We start from the raw sequence: 13,149 nt of genomic DNA on the forward strand, positions 1-13,149 counted from the left end.
ACCGGCCCCAGACTGGAGGGGTTTCGGTGAACGCCTGACAAGATCGCCCGGGTTCGATAATCTGGCCGACTGCCTTGAGGAAGGAACAAGGGGTCAATGCCTAAACCCGATCGTGACGACTACACCGAAGAAGACATCGACAACTCGTGGGTCGGTCAGGCTCCGGTACTGAATTCCACCGTCACCCTGGCCGAATACGACCCGGAGTGGCCCGAGCTGTTCGAGCGGGAAGCGAAGCGCATCAGGGGGATCCTGGGGGAGCGGGCGCTGGTGCTGGAGCACGTCGGCTCCACATCGATTCCGGGACTCTGCGCGAAACCGATCATCGACATCATGCTCATCGTCCCCGATTCGGACGACGAGGACGCCTACGTGCCGCAGCTGGAGGCGGAGGGCTACAAACTCGTCATCCGCGAGCCGGACTGGGAGAAGCACCGCTGCTTCAAGGGCCCGGACACGAACATCAACCTGCACGTCTACTCGCCGGACAACGGCCAGACCGAGCGGTACCGGCTCTTCCGCGACCGGCTGATCGCCCACGAGGACGAGCTGAAGCTCTACGAGGCCAAGAAACGCGAACTGGCCGCGCGCACCTGGAAGTACATCCAGCAGTACGCCGACGCCAAGACCGAGGTGATCGACGAGATCATCGAACGGGCGCGTGCCGCCCAGTACGACGGCTTCGCCCGGCTCTACGCCGCGCACGCCGAAACCAGCAGCACCAACGCCCGCTACGACCGTCCCGCCATTGTCGAGCTGGCCGGCGAGGTCGCGGGCAAGCGAGTACTCGACGTCGGCTGCGCGGCGGGTCACCTCAGCGCGCTGCTCGCGGCGAAGGGTGCCGACGTCCTCGGCGTCGATGCCAGCGCGGGCATGGTCGCCGTCGCCAGGGAGAAGTTCGGGGACGTCGCGAAGTTCGAGACGGCGGACGTGTCGCGGCCGCTGACGTTCGTCGAGGACGGTTCCGTCGACGTCATCACCGCGTCCCTGGTGCTGCACTACCTGAAGGAGTGGGGTCCGGCGCTGGCCGAGTTCCGCCGGGTGCTGAAGCCGGGCGGGATCCTGGTGTTCTCGGTGCACCATCCCGGCGAGGACTGGCGCTGGTTCGGCAAGGAGAACTACTTCCAGCTCGAACTGCTCGACGACGAGTTCCCGCTGGGGGAGTACAAGCAGAAGGTCCAGTTCTACCGGCGGCCGCTGAGCTGGACGTTCGGCGCGGTGCGGGACGCCGGGTTCGCCGTCGACAGGCTGGTCGAGCCGATGCCGGAGGAGTCGCTCGCCGAATCCGACCCGCGCTGGTACGCGAACCTGCGGACCAAACCGCGGTTCCTGTACTTCCGGACGGTTCGCGAGTGATCCGCTGAACGCGTTCAGTCCTCTGGATGCGAGGCACCCCAAAGATGGCGTGTCCGTGAAGGCCTCCTTCCCTACTTTGAGCGTAGGGAAGGAGGCCTTCACGGAGATTCGAGATCTTGCAGGTCAGGTGACTATTCCTCGATGTGGCGGGGTCGCATGCGCCGATGGCGGAGATTGATCAAGGATCCGATTGATGTCGCAATGTACTTTTCTGCGGGAGGGGTCGTGAGTGGCAAAGAGTGTTAGAACGCTCTTTGTCACTCACGACCCTCCCGCGAAACCGTGCAACTTGCCCAAACCGGGCGCATTTGCCGCGCAGAGTGTCTCTTGTGGACAGTCGAGGGTCAGGTGGGGTCTCTTCGCGTGAGTCTGGCTTGAGGCCGGATCTCGCATGCTCAGAGCCGGAACCCCGAGTGCGGGATCCAGGCACGCGAGTCTCGTGTTTGAGCACGCGCTTTACGTCTTCGCTCTACCCGCCACTCCGGCGAACAGACCGCCACAATCACGACAGCGTTTAGAGGACTGAACGCGTTCTCATGCGGCGTCGTCGCGTTTGGACAGGTCCCGGATCAGCGACACGATCTCCCGGCTGACCGGCCGCAGCACGCGCAGCCGCGAAAGCCCCACCAGCCGCGCGATCAGCGGGACGGTCCGCTCCACCAGCAGCCTGCTGCGTTTCTGGCCCGAGGACCGGTCGTGGACCCAGAACAGCACGACACCCATCTGGTACAGCCACAGCAGGTCGGGCAGGTCGTCGCGCAGGTCCGGGTCGAGTTTGGCGTCGGAGCCGTCGATGACGTCGCGCATCAGCCCGATGGAGGCGTCCCGCGCGGGTGTCGACTCCTCGCTGAACGGGCTCAGCGGCGAGTCCGGGTCGGCGGCGTTGACGAAGAACTGGGTGCCGAAGCGGTGGTACGGCTCGGCGACGTCGAGCCAGGTGAGCAGGACCGTCTTGAGCCGTGCGCTGAAGTCCCGCTCACCTTCGATCGCCTGGCGCGCCGTCAGCAGGTGCACCTTGGCGATCTCGTCGTAGAAGCCCTGGATCAGCTGATCCTTCGAGGCGAAGTAGTAATACGCGTTCCCGACCGACACCCCGGCCTCGGCGGCGATGGCCCGCATGGTCGTGCGGTCGTAGCCGTTCTCGGCGAACAGCCGCAACGCGGTCGCCACGATCAGCGACTTGGTTTCCTCACTCTTCGCCACGCGTGCACGTTATCCGGTCAGGGCGCCGGATGCGGAGCGGGCGCCGGGTAGCCGGGGTAGGGCGGCGGCGTCGGCGCGGGCCGCTCGGCGCCGTGGTGGAGATGGCGCCGCCGGATGCCGTTGAACACCAGCACGTTCCCGACGTGCATCACGCCGAGGACGAGCGCCACGGTGCCGACCTTCACCGACAGCATCTCGAAGACGTCGCGCGCGTCGAGGACGGTGTCGGTGCTGGTCAGGAACAGGGTCACGAAACCGAGGCTGACCAGGTAGAAGCCGACGACCAGCAGCTGGTTCACCGAATGGGCGAGCGCCTGCTTGTCCTGGAAGACGTCCTCCAGGAACGTCTTGCCGTGCCTGCTCAGAGTACGGGCGACCAGCACGGTCAGCGGGACGGTGATGGCCAGATAGAGCGCGTAGGCCACGACGACGGGTTGCATGGGGACCTCCTTTTGAACGTGTTCAAGAAGGACGGTAGCCGATATTTTGAACGCGTTCAAGAGGTGCTGTTCATCTGAAGCTCACCCGGACGGCCGGGCCGGGTGCGTAAGGTCGCACCGAACTCTGGGAGGTAAGACCGTGAAACGCATCGCCGCCGTGCTCGCCTCGGGCGCCTTGCTGGCCGGGACGCTGCCGTCCGCCACCCCGGCGGAAGCCGCCGCCGGGCAGAACGTCCGCTTCGCGACGTTCAACGCTTCGCTCAACCGCGGTGCCGCGGGACAACTGGTGACCGACCTTTCGCAGCCGGGCAACGCCCAGGCGAACGAGGTCGCCGAGGTGATCCAGCGCAACCGGCCGGACGTACTGCTGATCAACGAATTCGACTACGTGCCGGACAACCGCGCCGCGGACCTGTTCCGCGAGAACTACCTCGAGCGCGGTCAGAACGGCGCCGCCCCGATCGACTACCCGTACGCCTTCACCGCGCCGTCGAACACCGGCGTCGCGACCGGGTTCGACCTCGACCGCAACGGCCAGGTCGGCGGCGGCAACGACGCGCACGGCTTCGGCCTCTTCGAGGGCCAGTACGGCATGCTCGTGCTGTCGAAGTACCCGATCGACACCCGGAACGCGCGGACCTTCCAGAAGTTCCTCTGGAAGGACATGCCGGGCGCGCTGCTCCCGGACGACCCGGCGACCCCGGCGCCGCACGACTGGTACTCGCCGCGGATCCTCGACGTCCTGCGCCTCTCGTCGAAGTCCCATTGGGACGTCCCGATCCGCGTCGGCCGCTCCACCGTCCACTTCCTCGCCGCGCACCCGACGCCGCCCACCTTCGATGGCCCCGAAGACCGCAACGGCACGCGGAACAACGACGAGATCCGGTTCTGGGCGGACTACGTGACCCCGGGCAAGGGCCGCTACATCTACGACGACCGCGGCCGCCGCGGCGGGCTCGGCGCGCACGAGAGGTTCGTCATCGCCGGGGACCACAACTCCGACCCGCTCGACGGCGACAGCGTCCCCGGCGCGATCTCGCGCCTGCTGAACGCCCCTCGCGTCATCGAGACGCGGCCGGGCAGCGAAGGCGCGGTGCGCGCGGCCCAGGACCAGGCGGGCGCCAACATCGGTCAGAAGGGCGACCCCTTCTTCGACACCGGCGACTTCAACGACAACGCGCCGGGGAACCTGCGGATCGACTACGTCCTGCCGTCGAAGGGCCTGTTCCCCTGGCACGCCGAGGTCTTCTGGCCGCTGCCGGATTCACCGCTGGCACGGCTGAACGACGCCTCGGACCACCACCTGGTGCGTGTCGACGTGTTCGTGCCGCGCCGATAGCGGTCCTCCTCAGACCTCGACCGGCGGCTTGCAGTGCGCGCCGATCCGCTTCGTGCCCGGCCCGGTGAGCGCGGCCAGGCCGCTGCCCCGCCCGGTCGACGCCAGGAGCAGGTCGGCGAGCGGGCCCCGCACCTCGTCGGGGCCCGCGCCGCCGGACCAGTCGGCGTCGGTGGCGATCATCTTCACGCCCTTGCAGCGTTCGCGCGCACCCCAGAACGGGCTGGCGAGGATGTGTTCGAGCGCCGCGATCGCCGGCGCCTCCGGCATCGGCCGGGTGAGGCCCAGCGGCCGGGCGATGTCCTGGCCGTGGATGAGGACGTCGGCGAGCGGGTCGAGCGGCTTGGCGCCGGGGGCGCGGCGGGCCGATCCCGCGTCCTCGCGGATCTGCGCGACGAGTTCGGCGGGCTCGTACCTGGTGGCGTGGTCGATCGCCTGGTCGGCGGTCATCCGGTCCCAGTCGCCCTTGGCCTTGATCGCGCCGAGGATGGTGTCCTTCAGCCCGGTCTTGGTGGACAGCGCCAGATGGGCGGCCAGCTGGTGGACGGTCCACTTCGGACACAACGTGGCCGCCGACCAGTCCTGCTCGCCGAGCCCCTCGAACAGTTCGGCGACACTCAGCCGTTCCGCCTCGGTCCAGGCCGGAACCTTGCCCTCGTCGACATCCATGCCCTGTTCCCTCCCCATGTCCCGGCTAGCGCCGTCTGAGTGCTTCGACCGCCGCTTCGGAGGTCTCGATGACGATCGTGTGGTAGCTCTCGATCCGCGAAACGATCGCCTCACGCGGCCCCCGTAGCCAGACCTCGCTGCCGTAGAACTCGCGTTCCAGGCGTTCGTGCTCCCCCAGCGAAGGGAACGCGCGGATCAGGTAGGCCTCTTCTTGACCGTCTTCGGCGACCAGGGAACGACCGTAATCGATGACGTCCAGGCCCGCAGTCCGCAGCAGGGGGACGGTCTCCTCACGCATCACCCGGACGAAGTCTTCGCTCGTCCCGGGTTTCAGCCGGTAGGTGCGGAACTCAAGGATCACGGGACCTCCTCAGGCGCGGCTTCCGGCGACGACCCTAGCCTGTTCTAGCCTGGAGTCCATGAAGATCGCGATTCTCGACGACTACCAGGAAGTGGCGCTCGGATTCGGGGACTGGGCCTCCCTCGGCGCCGAGATCGAGGTGTTCACGAAGCCGTTCGCGGACCCCGCGGACGTGGTGGCCCGCCTCCGCGACTTCGAGGTCGTGGTCGCGATGCGCGAGCGCACCCGCTTCCCCGCCGAGGTCCTCGACCGCCTGCCCGCGCTCAAGCTGCTGGTGAGCACCGGCCACCGCAACGCCGCGATCGACGTCGCCGCCGCCCGCCGCAAGGGTGTGGTCGTCTCCTCCACCGGCTACATCGCGGCCCCGGCGGCCGAGCACACCTGGGCGCTGATCCTCGCCGCCGCGCGGAACGTCCCGGTGGAATCGCGGAACATGCGCGAGGGCGGCTGGCAGACCACGGTCGGCACGATCCTGCACGGCAAGACCCTGGGGCTGCTCGGGCTCGGCAGGCTCGGCGCCGGCGCGGCCAGGATCGGCAAGGCGTTCGGCATGGAGACCATCGCCTGGAGCCAGAACCTGACCCAGGACAAGGCCGACCCCCACGGCGTGACGGCGGTGTCCAAGGAGGAGCTGTTCGCCCGTGCGGACGTGCTGTCGGTCCACCTGGTGCTCGGCGACCGCAGCCGCGGCCTGGTCGGCGCGCCCGAACTCGCCGCGATGAAACCGACGGCGATGCTCGTCAACACCTCGCGCGGTCCGATCGTGGACGAAGCCGCGCTGGTGGACGCCTTGCGCCGCAAGGAGATCGCAGTCGCCGCGTTGGATGTCTACGATGTCGAGCCGCTGCCCTCGGACCATCCACTGAGGACACTGGACAACGTCGTGCTCACGCCGCACATCGGCTATGTCACCCGCGAGGCGTACGAGATCTTCTACCGCGACGCGGTAGAGGACATCGCGGCGTTCCAGGCGGGTTCACCGGTCCGCGTCATGGAGTGAGCTTGCCCAGTTCGGCGAGGACGGCGTCGGTGTAGGGCGGCCACACCTCGGCCGCCCACGGGCCGAACGCGCGGTCGGTGAGCGCGACGCAGGCGGCGCCGGCGTCGGGATCGACCCACAGGAAGGTGCCGGACTGCCCGAAATGACCGAAGGTCCGCGGCGAGCTGGACGACCCGGTCCAATGTGGACTCTTGTGGTCGCGGATCTCGAAGCCGAGGCCCCAGTCGTTCGGCTTCTGGTGGCCGAAGCCGGGCAGGACACCGGAAAGCCCGGGGAAGACCACGGAAGTCGCCTCGCGCACCGTTTCGGCGGCGATCAGCTTCGGTGCCTGCAGTTCGGCGGCGAACGCCACCAGGTCGTCCACAGTGGACTCCGCACCCGAGGCGGGGGAGCCGGTCAGCCGGGTCGCCTTCATGCCCAGCGGCTGGAAAAGCGCCTCCGCCTGGTAATCGGCGAAGGGGATGCCGGAATGCTCGGTGAGCGCGTCGGCGAGCTGTTCGAAGCCGGCGTTGGAGTACAGGCGCCGGTTGCCGGGTTCGGCCATCGCCTTGTGCTCGTTGAAGGCCAGGCCCGAGGTGTGCGCCAGCAGATGCCGGATCGTGGAACCCTCCGGGCCGGCGGGGGTGTCGAGTTCGACGACGCCCTCTTCGATGGCGATCAGCGCCGCGTACGCCGTCAACGGCTTGGTCACCGACGCCAGCCGGTACACCTTCGTCGTGTCGCCGTGCGTGCCCAGCACGTCACCGGCGGCGGTCACCACGGCCGTGGCGGCGTTGTCCACCGGCCACTGTTCGATCTCGCGCACGCTCTCCATGCCCATACCCTACGAAGCCCGGGCCAGTCGGGGCGGCCCGGGCTTCGCAGGGGAGGGGATCAGGCGTCGAGGTCGGTCGCCACCAGCTCGGCGATGGCGTCGACGGCCGCCTCGGCACCTTCACCCTCGGCACTGATGATGACCTCGTCGCCGTAACCGGCGGCGAGCGTCATCAGGTTCAGCACACTGCCGGCCGCGACCGGGTCACCGCCCGCCTTGGCGATCTTCACCGCGACGGGCTGCGCCGCGGCCGCCTTGGCGACCGTCGCCGCGGGCCTGGCGTGCAGGCCCACCTTGCTGGCCACGGTGACGCGTTTCTCCGGCATGTTCTTTCCCTTTCGTGCCTTTGTCTCTTCTGTGCTGAAACTACTTGATGGGCTTGGCCGCGGTGGCTTCGAGATCGGCCTCGATCGCGTCCTCTTCGCGACCCGGGGTCCGCAGGTTCCACTTCGTGATCACGAAACGGAAGATCACGTAGTAGACGACCGCGTAGGCCAGGCCGATCGGGATGAGCAGCCAGACGTTGTCGCTCGCCGCCGGCTGGTTGAAGTTGAGCCCGAAGTCGATCGCGCCGGCGGAGAAGCCGAAGCCGAGGTGGATGTCGAGCGCGTTCACCAGTGCCAGCGACGTACCGGTCAGGACCGCGTGGATCAGGTACAGCGGCCACGCGACGTACATGAACGAGAACTCGATCGGCTCGGTGATACCGGTCAGGAACGAGGTCAGCGCACCGGCGATCATCACACCGCCGACGATCTTCTTCTGGCTGGGCTTCGCGGTCTGCCAGATCGCCAGCGCCGCGGCGGGGATGGCGAACATGAAGATCGGGAAGAAGCCGGTCATGAAGGTGCCGCGGGTCGGGTCGCCCTCGAAGAACTTCGTGAGGTCACCACCGTCGAAGATGAACCACACCGGCACGTTCAGCAGCTGGTGCAGACCGACCGGGATCAGCAACCGGTTCAGCACACCGTAGATACCGCCACCGACCACCGGTGCGCCGGTGACCGCTTCGCCCACCGCCTGGATGCCGTCGTTGACCCAGTGGAAGACCAGGCCGAGCGGCACCGCGAGGATCATCAGCGCCAAGGCGGTGACGATCGGCACGAACCGGCGGCCGCCGAAGAAGGCCAGGTACGGCGGCAGCTTGATGCGGTAGAACTTCTGCCACAGCAGCGCGGTGACGAGACCGACGATCACACCGGCCAGTACGCTGTAGGGCCACTTGAGCGGGTTGAGCATCAGGCCAGCGGGCTTCTCGGGGTTCCAGCCCGGCAGTTCGGAGAACGGCGCGAAGACCTGGAGGACGCTGGTGAACACGAAGAAGCCGACCACTGCGGCCAGCCCGGTCGCGCCGTCGCTCTTCCGGGCGAAGCCGACGGCGATACCCACCGCGAACAGGAGCGGCAGCCAGTTGAACAGCGAGTTGCCCGCCGCGCCGAGCACTTCGGCGACCTTGTTCCAGCCGAGCCCTTTCGCGCCGAGCAGGTCGTCCTGACCGAACCTGTTCAGGAGTGCGGCGGCGGGAAGAGCGGCGATGGGAAGCATGAGGCTGCGGCCGAAGCGCTGAAGCCCGGCCAGTCCCTTGCCCTTGCTCTTCGCCCCCTCCGCGGTGGTGGAGCTCATCGGGTACCTCCGTAGTGAGGATGATGACCGGAATCCGGGGTGTTCCGGTCAAGCTGCATGGTGACCTGGTAGTGATCGCCCCGGTACCAGGAAGTCATGTCTTCGATCGGTTCCCCGTTGACGCTGGAGACCCGGCGGAAGACCAGGAGCGGACTGCCGGCGCGCATGCCGAGCAGGCGTGCCGTTTCGCGGTCCGCGGATTCGGCCCAGACCGTCTGCCACGCGTGGTCCGGGCGCAGGTCGTACGACTGGGCGAGTTGGACGTACAACGATCGGGTGAGATCGAGATCGAGCAGACCGGGCATCCGGCCCGCGTGATACCACCCGCGTTCGACCGCCAGCGGCACGCCGTCGGCACGGCGGAGCCGGACGATCCGGTGTGCCGGAGTTCCGGCGGCCAGGCCGAGCGCGTGCGCCGAGGGGGCGGGCGGGACCTCGGTGGAGGTCTTGACGACCTCCGTGGTCGGCGTCATCCCGCGACGGCGCATGTCCTCGGTGAAGGACATCAGGTAGAGCTGCAGTTCCATCCGCCTCGCGGCGGTGAACGTCCCCTTGCCCCGCACCCGCGACAAGAGTCCTTCTTCGACCAGCTTGCCGATCGCCGAGCGGACCGTGAGCCTCGACACCTGGTAGGTCTCGGCGAGGTCACGTTCCGAAGGAATCGGTGAGCCGGGGGGTAGCTCACGCTCCACCGTGCGGCGCAGAATCTCCCGCAGCTGGGCGTGCTTGGGCGTCGGTCCGTTGATCACACGGTCGGACGGCGGCTGCTGCGCCGAAGCGCTCATGACGGTCACCGTCCTTTCGGGCCGGTCGATTCGGGTAACCCGTACTCGCGTCTGGTCCGGAAGATTGGTACGTTCCGGTCTAGACCAATGATCCGATGGGGCAGGATGCTCCGTCGCACGAGCGGGTGTCAACCACCGTTACGCGTTCGTGGCCAGGGATCGCGTGCGAGTCGGCGAACGGCGTAGTACAGCTGGTTCGCATGTGGGAAACCGACAGGGAACAGGGAGACCGCGATGGCGGATGACAGGGCGGAAAAGATCCTCGCGGGCCTCGGCGGTGCCGAGAACGTCATCGAGGTCGAGGGGTGCATCACCCGGCTCCGCTGTGAGCTCGAAGACATGAGCCTGCTCGACGAAGCGGCGCTGAAGGCCGCCGGCGCGATGGGCGTCGTGCGCATGGGCGCGGGTGTGCAGGTGATCGTCGGACCCGAGGCCGACACGATCGCCAGTGACATCGAGGATCTGTTGTGAGCCTCGAGATCCTGAGCCCGGTCGCCGGCAAGACGACCGCTATGACCGAAGTGCCCGATCCGGTCTTCGCGGACGCGATGGTCGGCCCCGGCCTCGCGGTTTTGCCCTCGGGCGGGCGTCAGGACGCGGTCGCGCCGGTCGACGGGACGATCGTGACCCTGCACCCGCACGCTTTCGTGGTGGCCACCGAAGACGGCCGCGGCGTGCTGGTCCACCTCGGGATCGACACGGTGAAGCAGAAGGGCGAGGGGTTCACCCTCCACGTCGTCAAGGGCGAGTCCGTCCGCGCCGGGCAGCCGGTCGTCGGCTGGGATCCCGACGCGGTCAAGGCCGCAGGCTACTCGCCGATCGTGCCCGTCGTGGCGCTGGACGCGAAGGCCGAAGTCCTTTCAGGACTGCTCACCGGCGGAGACGTCGAGGCGGGCGACCCGATCTTCACCTGGGACGGCTGAACTTCTCGCTCTCGTTCGCGAGAGTGTCATGAGGGGTCCCCATAGGACAATTTTCGTCCTATGGGGACCCCTCATGACGTTTCTCAGGCGGTGACGACCTGCCCGTTCGCGACCTTGACCGCGATCGAGGGCAGCGGCTTGTCCGCCGGTCCCTTTTTGACGGCACCGGTCGCGGCGTCGAAGATCGAGTTGTGGCAAGGACACTTCAGTTCCGCGCCCGCCGGGACGACCGCGCAGCCCTGGTGCGTGCAGATCGCGCTGAACGCGGCCGCGGTGCCCTCCGCGGTCCTGGTGACGATGACGTCCTTGCCGTCGGCGGTCTTGGCCGCCTTCGCCTGGCCGATCTCGATGTCGGAAAGCGCGGTCAGGGTCTCGCCCGGTGCCGCGGCGGGCGGCGCGGCGGCCGAGCCGGACGAGGGGGCTTCGCTTCCGCAGGCCGTGAGGGCCACGGCACCGACGGCCGCGCCGGCGACGGCGGCCCCCGTGGTCAGGACGGTGCGGCGGGAGTGCAGTTCGGCAGTCATGCCCATAGACACGGTTCAAGCACCCATCCGGTTCAATTTCACCGACCATCGGGTGCGGGATTGAACCGAGAGCCCCTCTTTTCCGTGTTCAAGGGCATAGGGGAACCGAACACGCGAAAAGAGATACGGACATGATCCGGTGGTTGCTGCGGGCGGTGGTGGCGGCGGGCCTGCTCGGCTCGGCGTGGGTGCATTACGTCGTCTGGCGGGATTGGGCGTCCGAGACGGACGTGGTCGGGCAACTCTTCCTGGTGAACGTGGTGGCCGGGGTGGTCATCGCGGTCGCCGTGCTGGTCTGGCACCACTGGCTGCCCGTGCTGGCGGCGATCGGCTTCGGTCTGGCCACGCTGGGTGCGTACGTGCTCTCGCTGACGACAGGGTTCTTCGGCGTCAGCGAACAGTTCACCACCCAAGCCGAACTGTGGGGCGTGATCACCGAAGTGGCCTGTGTGGTGTTCGCCGTCCCTTTGCTCCTCAACCGCGAAGGCACGGATCGGTGAAGGAATTCGCGGAGGACCGGCTGATGCGGGCTCTGCACGACGAGCACGCCGCGGCGCTGTGGTCCTACGCACTGCACCTGACCAGCGGTGACCGGGTCCGCGCCGAGGACGTCGTCCAGGAGACGCTGCTGCGGGCCTGGCGCAACGCCAAGGTGCTCGACCAGTCCGAGGGATCGGCGCGGGGCTGGCTGTTCACCGTGGCCCGGCGGATAGCCATCGACGACTGGCGCGCTTCCACGGCGCATCCGGAGGTGGTGACCGGCGAACCACCCGAAACGGCGGTCACGGACGGCACCGAACGGGCGGTTCAAGGCTGGCTGGTCGCCGAAGCCCTCGGCGAGCTCTCGCCGAGACATCGCGAAGTACTCGTTTTGTGTTATTTCCAGGGTTACTCCATCGCGGACGCGGCGAAGCGGCTGGGTGTGGCCGAAGGGACCGTCAAATCGCGGACGCATTACGCCTTGCGGGCGTTGCGGCTGGTATTGGAGGAAAGAGGGGTGACTCAATGACCGACCCCTTCGCCACTTACGACGCGGCCTACGTGCTCGGGGCGTTGTCCCCGGAAGACCGCTCCGCGTACGAGAAACACCTTCGCGGGTGTGACCGGTGCGCGGCGTCCGTACGCGACCTGGCGGGAATTCCCGGCCTGCTCGCGCAGGCCGGTGCCCCGGCGCTGCTGGAGGACGAACCGGCGCCCTCGCCGGAACTGCTCCCGACCGTGCTCAAACGGGTCCGCCGGGGAAGGCGGATCCAGCGGGCGATCACCACCACCGCGGCCGGGGTCGCCGTCGCGGCCAGTGTCACGCTCGCGGTGGTCCTGACCGGGCCGGTCGCGGCGGGCGGCGATCCGATGACCCCGCTCGGCGACTACCCGGTGACCGCCGAGGTCGCCATGTCCGCCACGGACACCGGCACCAAGGTCGACATGACGTGCAGTTACGGCGGCAACCGCACCGGGGACTACATCCTGGTCGCGGTCGACGCGGGCGGCGGCACCAGCGAACTGGCGTCCTGGCGCGCGATGCCCAAGGACACCGCGCACATCGTGGTCGGCACCGCGATGCGCACCGGCGACATCAAGGCGCTGGAGATCCGCACGCCCTCGGGTCTCCCGCTGCTGCGGATGAACCCCTGATCCCGGTGTCATGACAGGTCTTCGGCGCCGGGCGCGAGGTGGATTGGCGGCAGGTGCGAAAAAGTTTCGGCGTCTCCGGAGGCCGCGCGGATCAGCGGTGGGCCCGGTGGGTCGTGAGTGGTAATGACGGTTAGAACCGTCATTACCACTCACGAGACGGCAGGGTCTGGCCACGTCTTGGTGTCCGTGGTGGAGCTGATGTCGGCGAGCGGGGAGGACCGCGGCCGTTGGGCGTCCGGAATCTTCCCCGCTTGAGGTTTCGGCCGCCGGGTTCGAGGGGGCGTGGACGGGAGTACGTCGTGACGATGAAGGAATCGGGACGTTGAGTGTCCAGATTCCTTCATCGTCGATCCCGGTATCCGCCTGTGCGAGCCCAAAGCACTGGACTTGAGCTGGCCCAGCCTCGTGAGTGGCAATGGTGGTTCTATTGAGAGATAAGCCAAACATGGCGCGATCGGCTCGCAGCTGTGAAGGCCACAA

Annotated in this window: 16 protein-coding genes and 1 pseudogene; 8 read left to right on the top strand and 9 right to left on the bottom strand. The window is 67.8% G+C overall.

The genetic code is table 11. The annotated features are described in order from the left end of the window. The first annotated feature begins 96 nt into the window (after positions 1–96). Positions 97–1,356, top strand: coding sequence for a GrpB family protein (locus SD37_RS14570; RefSeq protein ID WP_044850416.1), 1,260 nt, complete (start codon positions 97–99; stop codon positions 1,354–1,356). Positions 1,357–1,890: 534 nt separating this feature from the next. Here SD37_RS14570 and SD37_RS14575 read toward each other — a convergent pair. Together SD37_RS14575 and SD37_RS14580 are read right to left on the bottom strand one after the other, a co-directional pair. Further along, complete coding sequence (locus tag SD37_RS14575; RefSeq protein WP_044850415.1) at positions 1,891–2,559, bottom strand: TetR/AcrR family transcriptional regulator; 669 nt, start codon at positions 2,557–2,559, stop codon at positions 1,891–1,893. A 17-nt stretch (positions 2,560–2,576) separates the two neighbouring features. Then, positions 2,577–2,999, bottom strand: a complete 423-nt coding sequence (locus SD37_RS14580; RefSeq protein WP_037305996.1) for a hypothetical protein — start codon at positions 2,997–2,999, stop codon at positions 2,577–2,579. 139 nt (positions 3,000–3,138) lie between these two features. Between SD37_RS14580 and SD37_RS14585 the strand changes: the two genes are divergently transcribed. Beyond that, complete coding sequence (locus tag SD37_RS14585; RefSeq protein ID WP_044850414.1) at positions 3,139–4,338, top strand: endonuclease/exonuclease/phosphatase family protein; 1,200 nt, start codon at positions 3,139–3,141, stop codon at positions 4,336–4,338. A 9-nt stretch (positions 4,339–4,347) separates the two neighbouring features. On the opposite strand, the gene SD37_RS14590 is transcribed toward SD37_RS14585, so the two are convergent. Beyond that, positions 4,348–5,004, bottom strand: a complete 657-nt coding sequence (locus SD37_RS14590) for a maleylpyruvate isomerase family mycothiol-dependent enzyme (RefSeq protein ID WP_044850413.1) — start codon at positions 5,002–5,004, stop codon at positions 4,348–4,350. Between the two features lie 25 nt (positions 5,005–5,029). After that, the gene (locus tag SD37_RS14595; protein ID WP_044850412.1) at positions 5,030–5,365 is read right to left on the bottom strand and encodes an NIPSNAP family protein; all 336 of its coding nucleotides are present in this window, start codon (positions 5,363–5,365) and stop codon (positions 5,030–5,032) included. A 58-nt stretch (positions 5,366–5,423) separates the two neighbouring features. Between SD37_RS14595 and SD37_RS14600 the strand changes: the two genes are divergently transcribed. Continuing rightward, positions 5,424–6,365: a D-2-hydroxyacid dehydrogenase family protein gene (locus SD37_RS14600; RefSeq protein WP_044850411.1), complete on the top strand. Its 942-nt coding sequence runs from the start codon at positions 5,424–5,426 to the stop codon at positions 6,363–6,365. Here the strand turns inward: SD37_RS14600 and SD37_RS14605 are convergent. The 4 genes from SD37_RS14605 to SD37_RS14620 are packed head-to-tail and all read right to left on the bottom strand — an operon-like array spanning position 6,355 to position 9,587. After that, complete coding sequence (locus tag SD37_RS14605; RefSeq protein WP_044850410.1) at positions 6,355–7,179, bottom strand: serine hydrolase domain-containing protein; 825 nt, start codon at positions 7,177–7,179, stop codon at positions 6,355–6,357. The genes SD37_RS14600 and SD37_RS14605 overlap by 11 nt on opposite strands. 59 nt (positions 7,180–7,238) lie before the next feature. Beyond that, a complete protein-coding gene (locus SD37_RS14610; RefSeq protein WP_044850409.1) occupies positions 7,239–7,505 on the bottom strand; it encodes an HPr family phosphocarrier protein in 267 nt (88 codons plus the stop codon). A gap of 40 nt (positions 7,506–7,545) precedes the next feature. After that, positions 7,546–8,802 carry a PTS transporter subunit EIIC gene (locus tag SD37_RS14615; RefSeq protein WP_044850408.1) on the bottom strand — a complete coding sequence of 419 codons (1,257 nt, stop codon included), beginning with the start codon at positions 8,800–8,802 and terminating at the stop codon, positions 7,546–7,548. Next, positions 8,799–9,587 carry a GntR family transcriptional regulator gene (locus SD37_RS14620; protein WP_037306027.1) on the bottom strand — a complete coding sequence of 263 codons (789 nt, stop codon included), beginning with the start codon at positions 9,585–9,587 and terminating at the stop codon, positions 8,799–8,801. Before SD37_RS14620 ends, SD37_RS14615 begins: the two co-directional genes overlap by 4 nt. A gap of 225 nt (positions 9,588–9,812) precedes the next feature. Between SD37_RS14620 and SD37_RS14625 the strand changes: the two are divergent. Beyond that, positions 9,813–10,058 (top strand): annotated as a pseudogene (locus SD37_RS14625) (PTS sugar transporter subunit IIB); the annotation flags it as partial. Further along, entirely contained in the window at positions 10,055–10,510 is a 456-nt protein-coding gene (locus tag SD37_RS14630) for a PTS sugar transporter subunit IIA (protein WP_044850407.1), read from the top strand. The pseudogene SD37_RS14625 and the gene SD37_RS14630, both read left to right, overlap by 4 nt. Positions 10,511–10,593: 83 nt before the next feature. On the opposite strand, the gene SD37_RS14635 is transcribed toward SD37_RS14630, so the two are convergent. Next, positions 10,594–11,034, bottom strand: coding sequence for a QcrA and Rieske domain-containing protein (locus SD37_RS14635; protein ID WP_044850540.1), 441 nt, complete (start codon positions 11,032–11,034; stop codon positions 10,594–10,596). Between the two features lie 131 nt (positions 11,035–11,165). Here SD37_RS14635 and SD37_RS14640 point away from each other — a divergent pair, with 131 nt between their 5' ends. From SD37_RS14640 to SD37_RS14650, 3 genes are read left to right on the top strand one after another with little or no spacing between them, the layout of a single operon-like run. Next, on the top strand, positions 11,166–11,534 hold the full coding sequence (locus SD37_RS14640) for a hypothetical protein (RefSeq protein ID WP_044850406.1): 369 nt from the start codon (positions 11,166–11,168) through the stop codon (positions 11,532–11,534). Further along, positions 11,531–12,043, top strand: a complete 513-nt coding sequence (locus tag SD37_RS14645) for a sigma-70 family RNA polymerase sigma factor (RefSeq protein ID WP_083254965.1) — start codon at positions 11,531–11,533, stop codon at positions 12,041–12,043. The genes SD37_RS14640 and SD37_RS14645 overlap by 4 nt, the downstream gene beginning before the upstream one ends. Further along, positions 12,040–12,669 (top strand): anti-sigma factor family protein, encoded by a 630-nt coding sequence (locus SD37_RS14650; protein ID WP_037306013.1) that lies wholly within the window; start codon positions 12,040–12,042, stop codon positions 12,667–12,669. The genes SD37_RS14645 and SD37_RS14650 overlap by 4 nt, the downstream gene beginning before the upstream one ends. The last annotated feature ends 480 nt before the right edge of the window (positions 12,670–13,149 follow it).

It is taken from the genome of Amycolatopsis orientalis, assembly GCF_000943515.2.
GTDB lineage: Bacteria > Actinomycetota > Actinomycetes > Mycobacteriales > Pseudonocardiaceae > Amycolatopsis > Amycolatopsis orientalis.

What these genes read in the sequence shown, in the direction of transcription:
- SD37_RS14570 (WP_044850416.1), top strand. Translation starts at nt 97, where the DNA reads ATGCCTAAACCCGATCGTGACGACTACACCGAAGAAGACATCGACAAC.
- SD37_RS14580 (WP_037305996.1), bottom strand. Translation starts at nt 2,999, where the DNA reads ATGCAACCCGTCGTCGTGGCCTACGCGCTCTATCTGGCCATCACCGTC.
- SD37_RS14590 (WP_044850413.1), bottom strand. Translation starts at nt 5,004, where the DNA reads ATGGATGTCGACGAGGGCAAGGTTCCGGCCTGGACCGAGGCGGAACGG.
- SD37_RS14600 (WP_044850411.1), top strand. Translation starts at nt 5,424, where the DNA reads ATGAAGATCGCGATTCTCGACGACTACCAGGAAGTGGCGCTCGGATTC.
- SD37_RS14605 (WP_044850410.1), bottom strand. Translation starts at nt 7,179, where the DNA reads ATGGAGAGCGTGCGCGAGATCGAACAGTGGCCGGTGGACAACGCCGCC.
- SD37_RS14610 (WP_044850409.1), bottom strand. Translation starts at nt 7,505, where the DNA reads ATGCCGGAGAAACGCGTCACCGTGGCCAGCAAGGTGGGCCTGCACGCC.
- SD37_RS14615 (WP_044850408.1), bottom strand. Translation starts at nt 8,802, where the DNA reads ATGAGCTCCACCACCGCGGAGGGGGCGAAGAGCAAGGGCAAGGGACTG.
- SD37_RS14620 (WP_037306027.1), bottom strand. Translation starts at nt 9,587, where the DNA reads ATGAGCGCTTCGGCGCAGCAGCCGCCGTCCGACCGTGTGATCAACGGA.
- SD37_RS14635 (WP_044850540.1), bottom strand. Translation starts at nt 11,034, where the DNA reads ATGACTGCCGAACTGCACTCCCGCCGCACCGTCCTGACCACGGGGGCC.
- SD37_RS14640 (WP_044850406.1), top strand. Translation starts at nt 11,166, where the DNA reads ATGATCCGGTGGTTGCTGCGGGCGGTGGTGGCGGCGGGCCTGCTCGGC.
- SD37_RS14650 (WP_037306013.1), top strand. Translation starts at nt 12,040, where the DNA reads ATGACCGACCCCTTCGCCACTTACGACGCGGCCTACGTGCTCGGGGCG.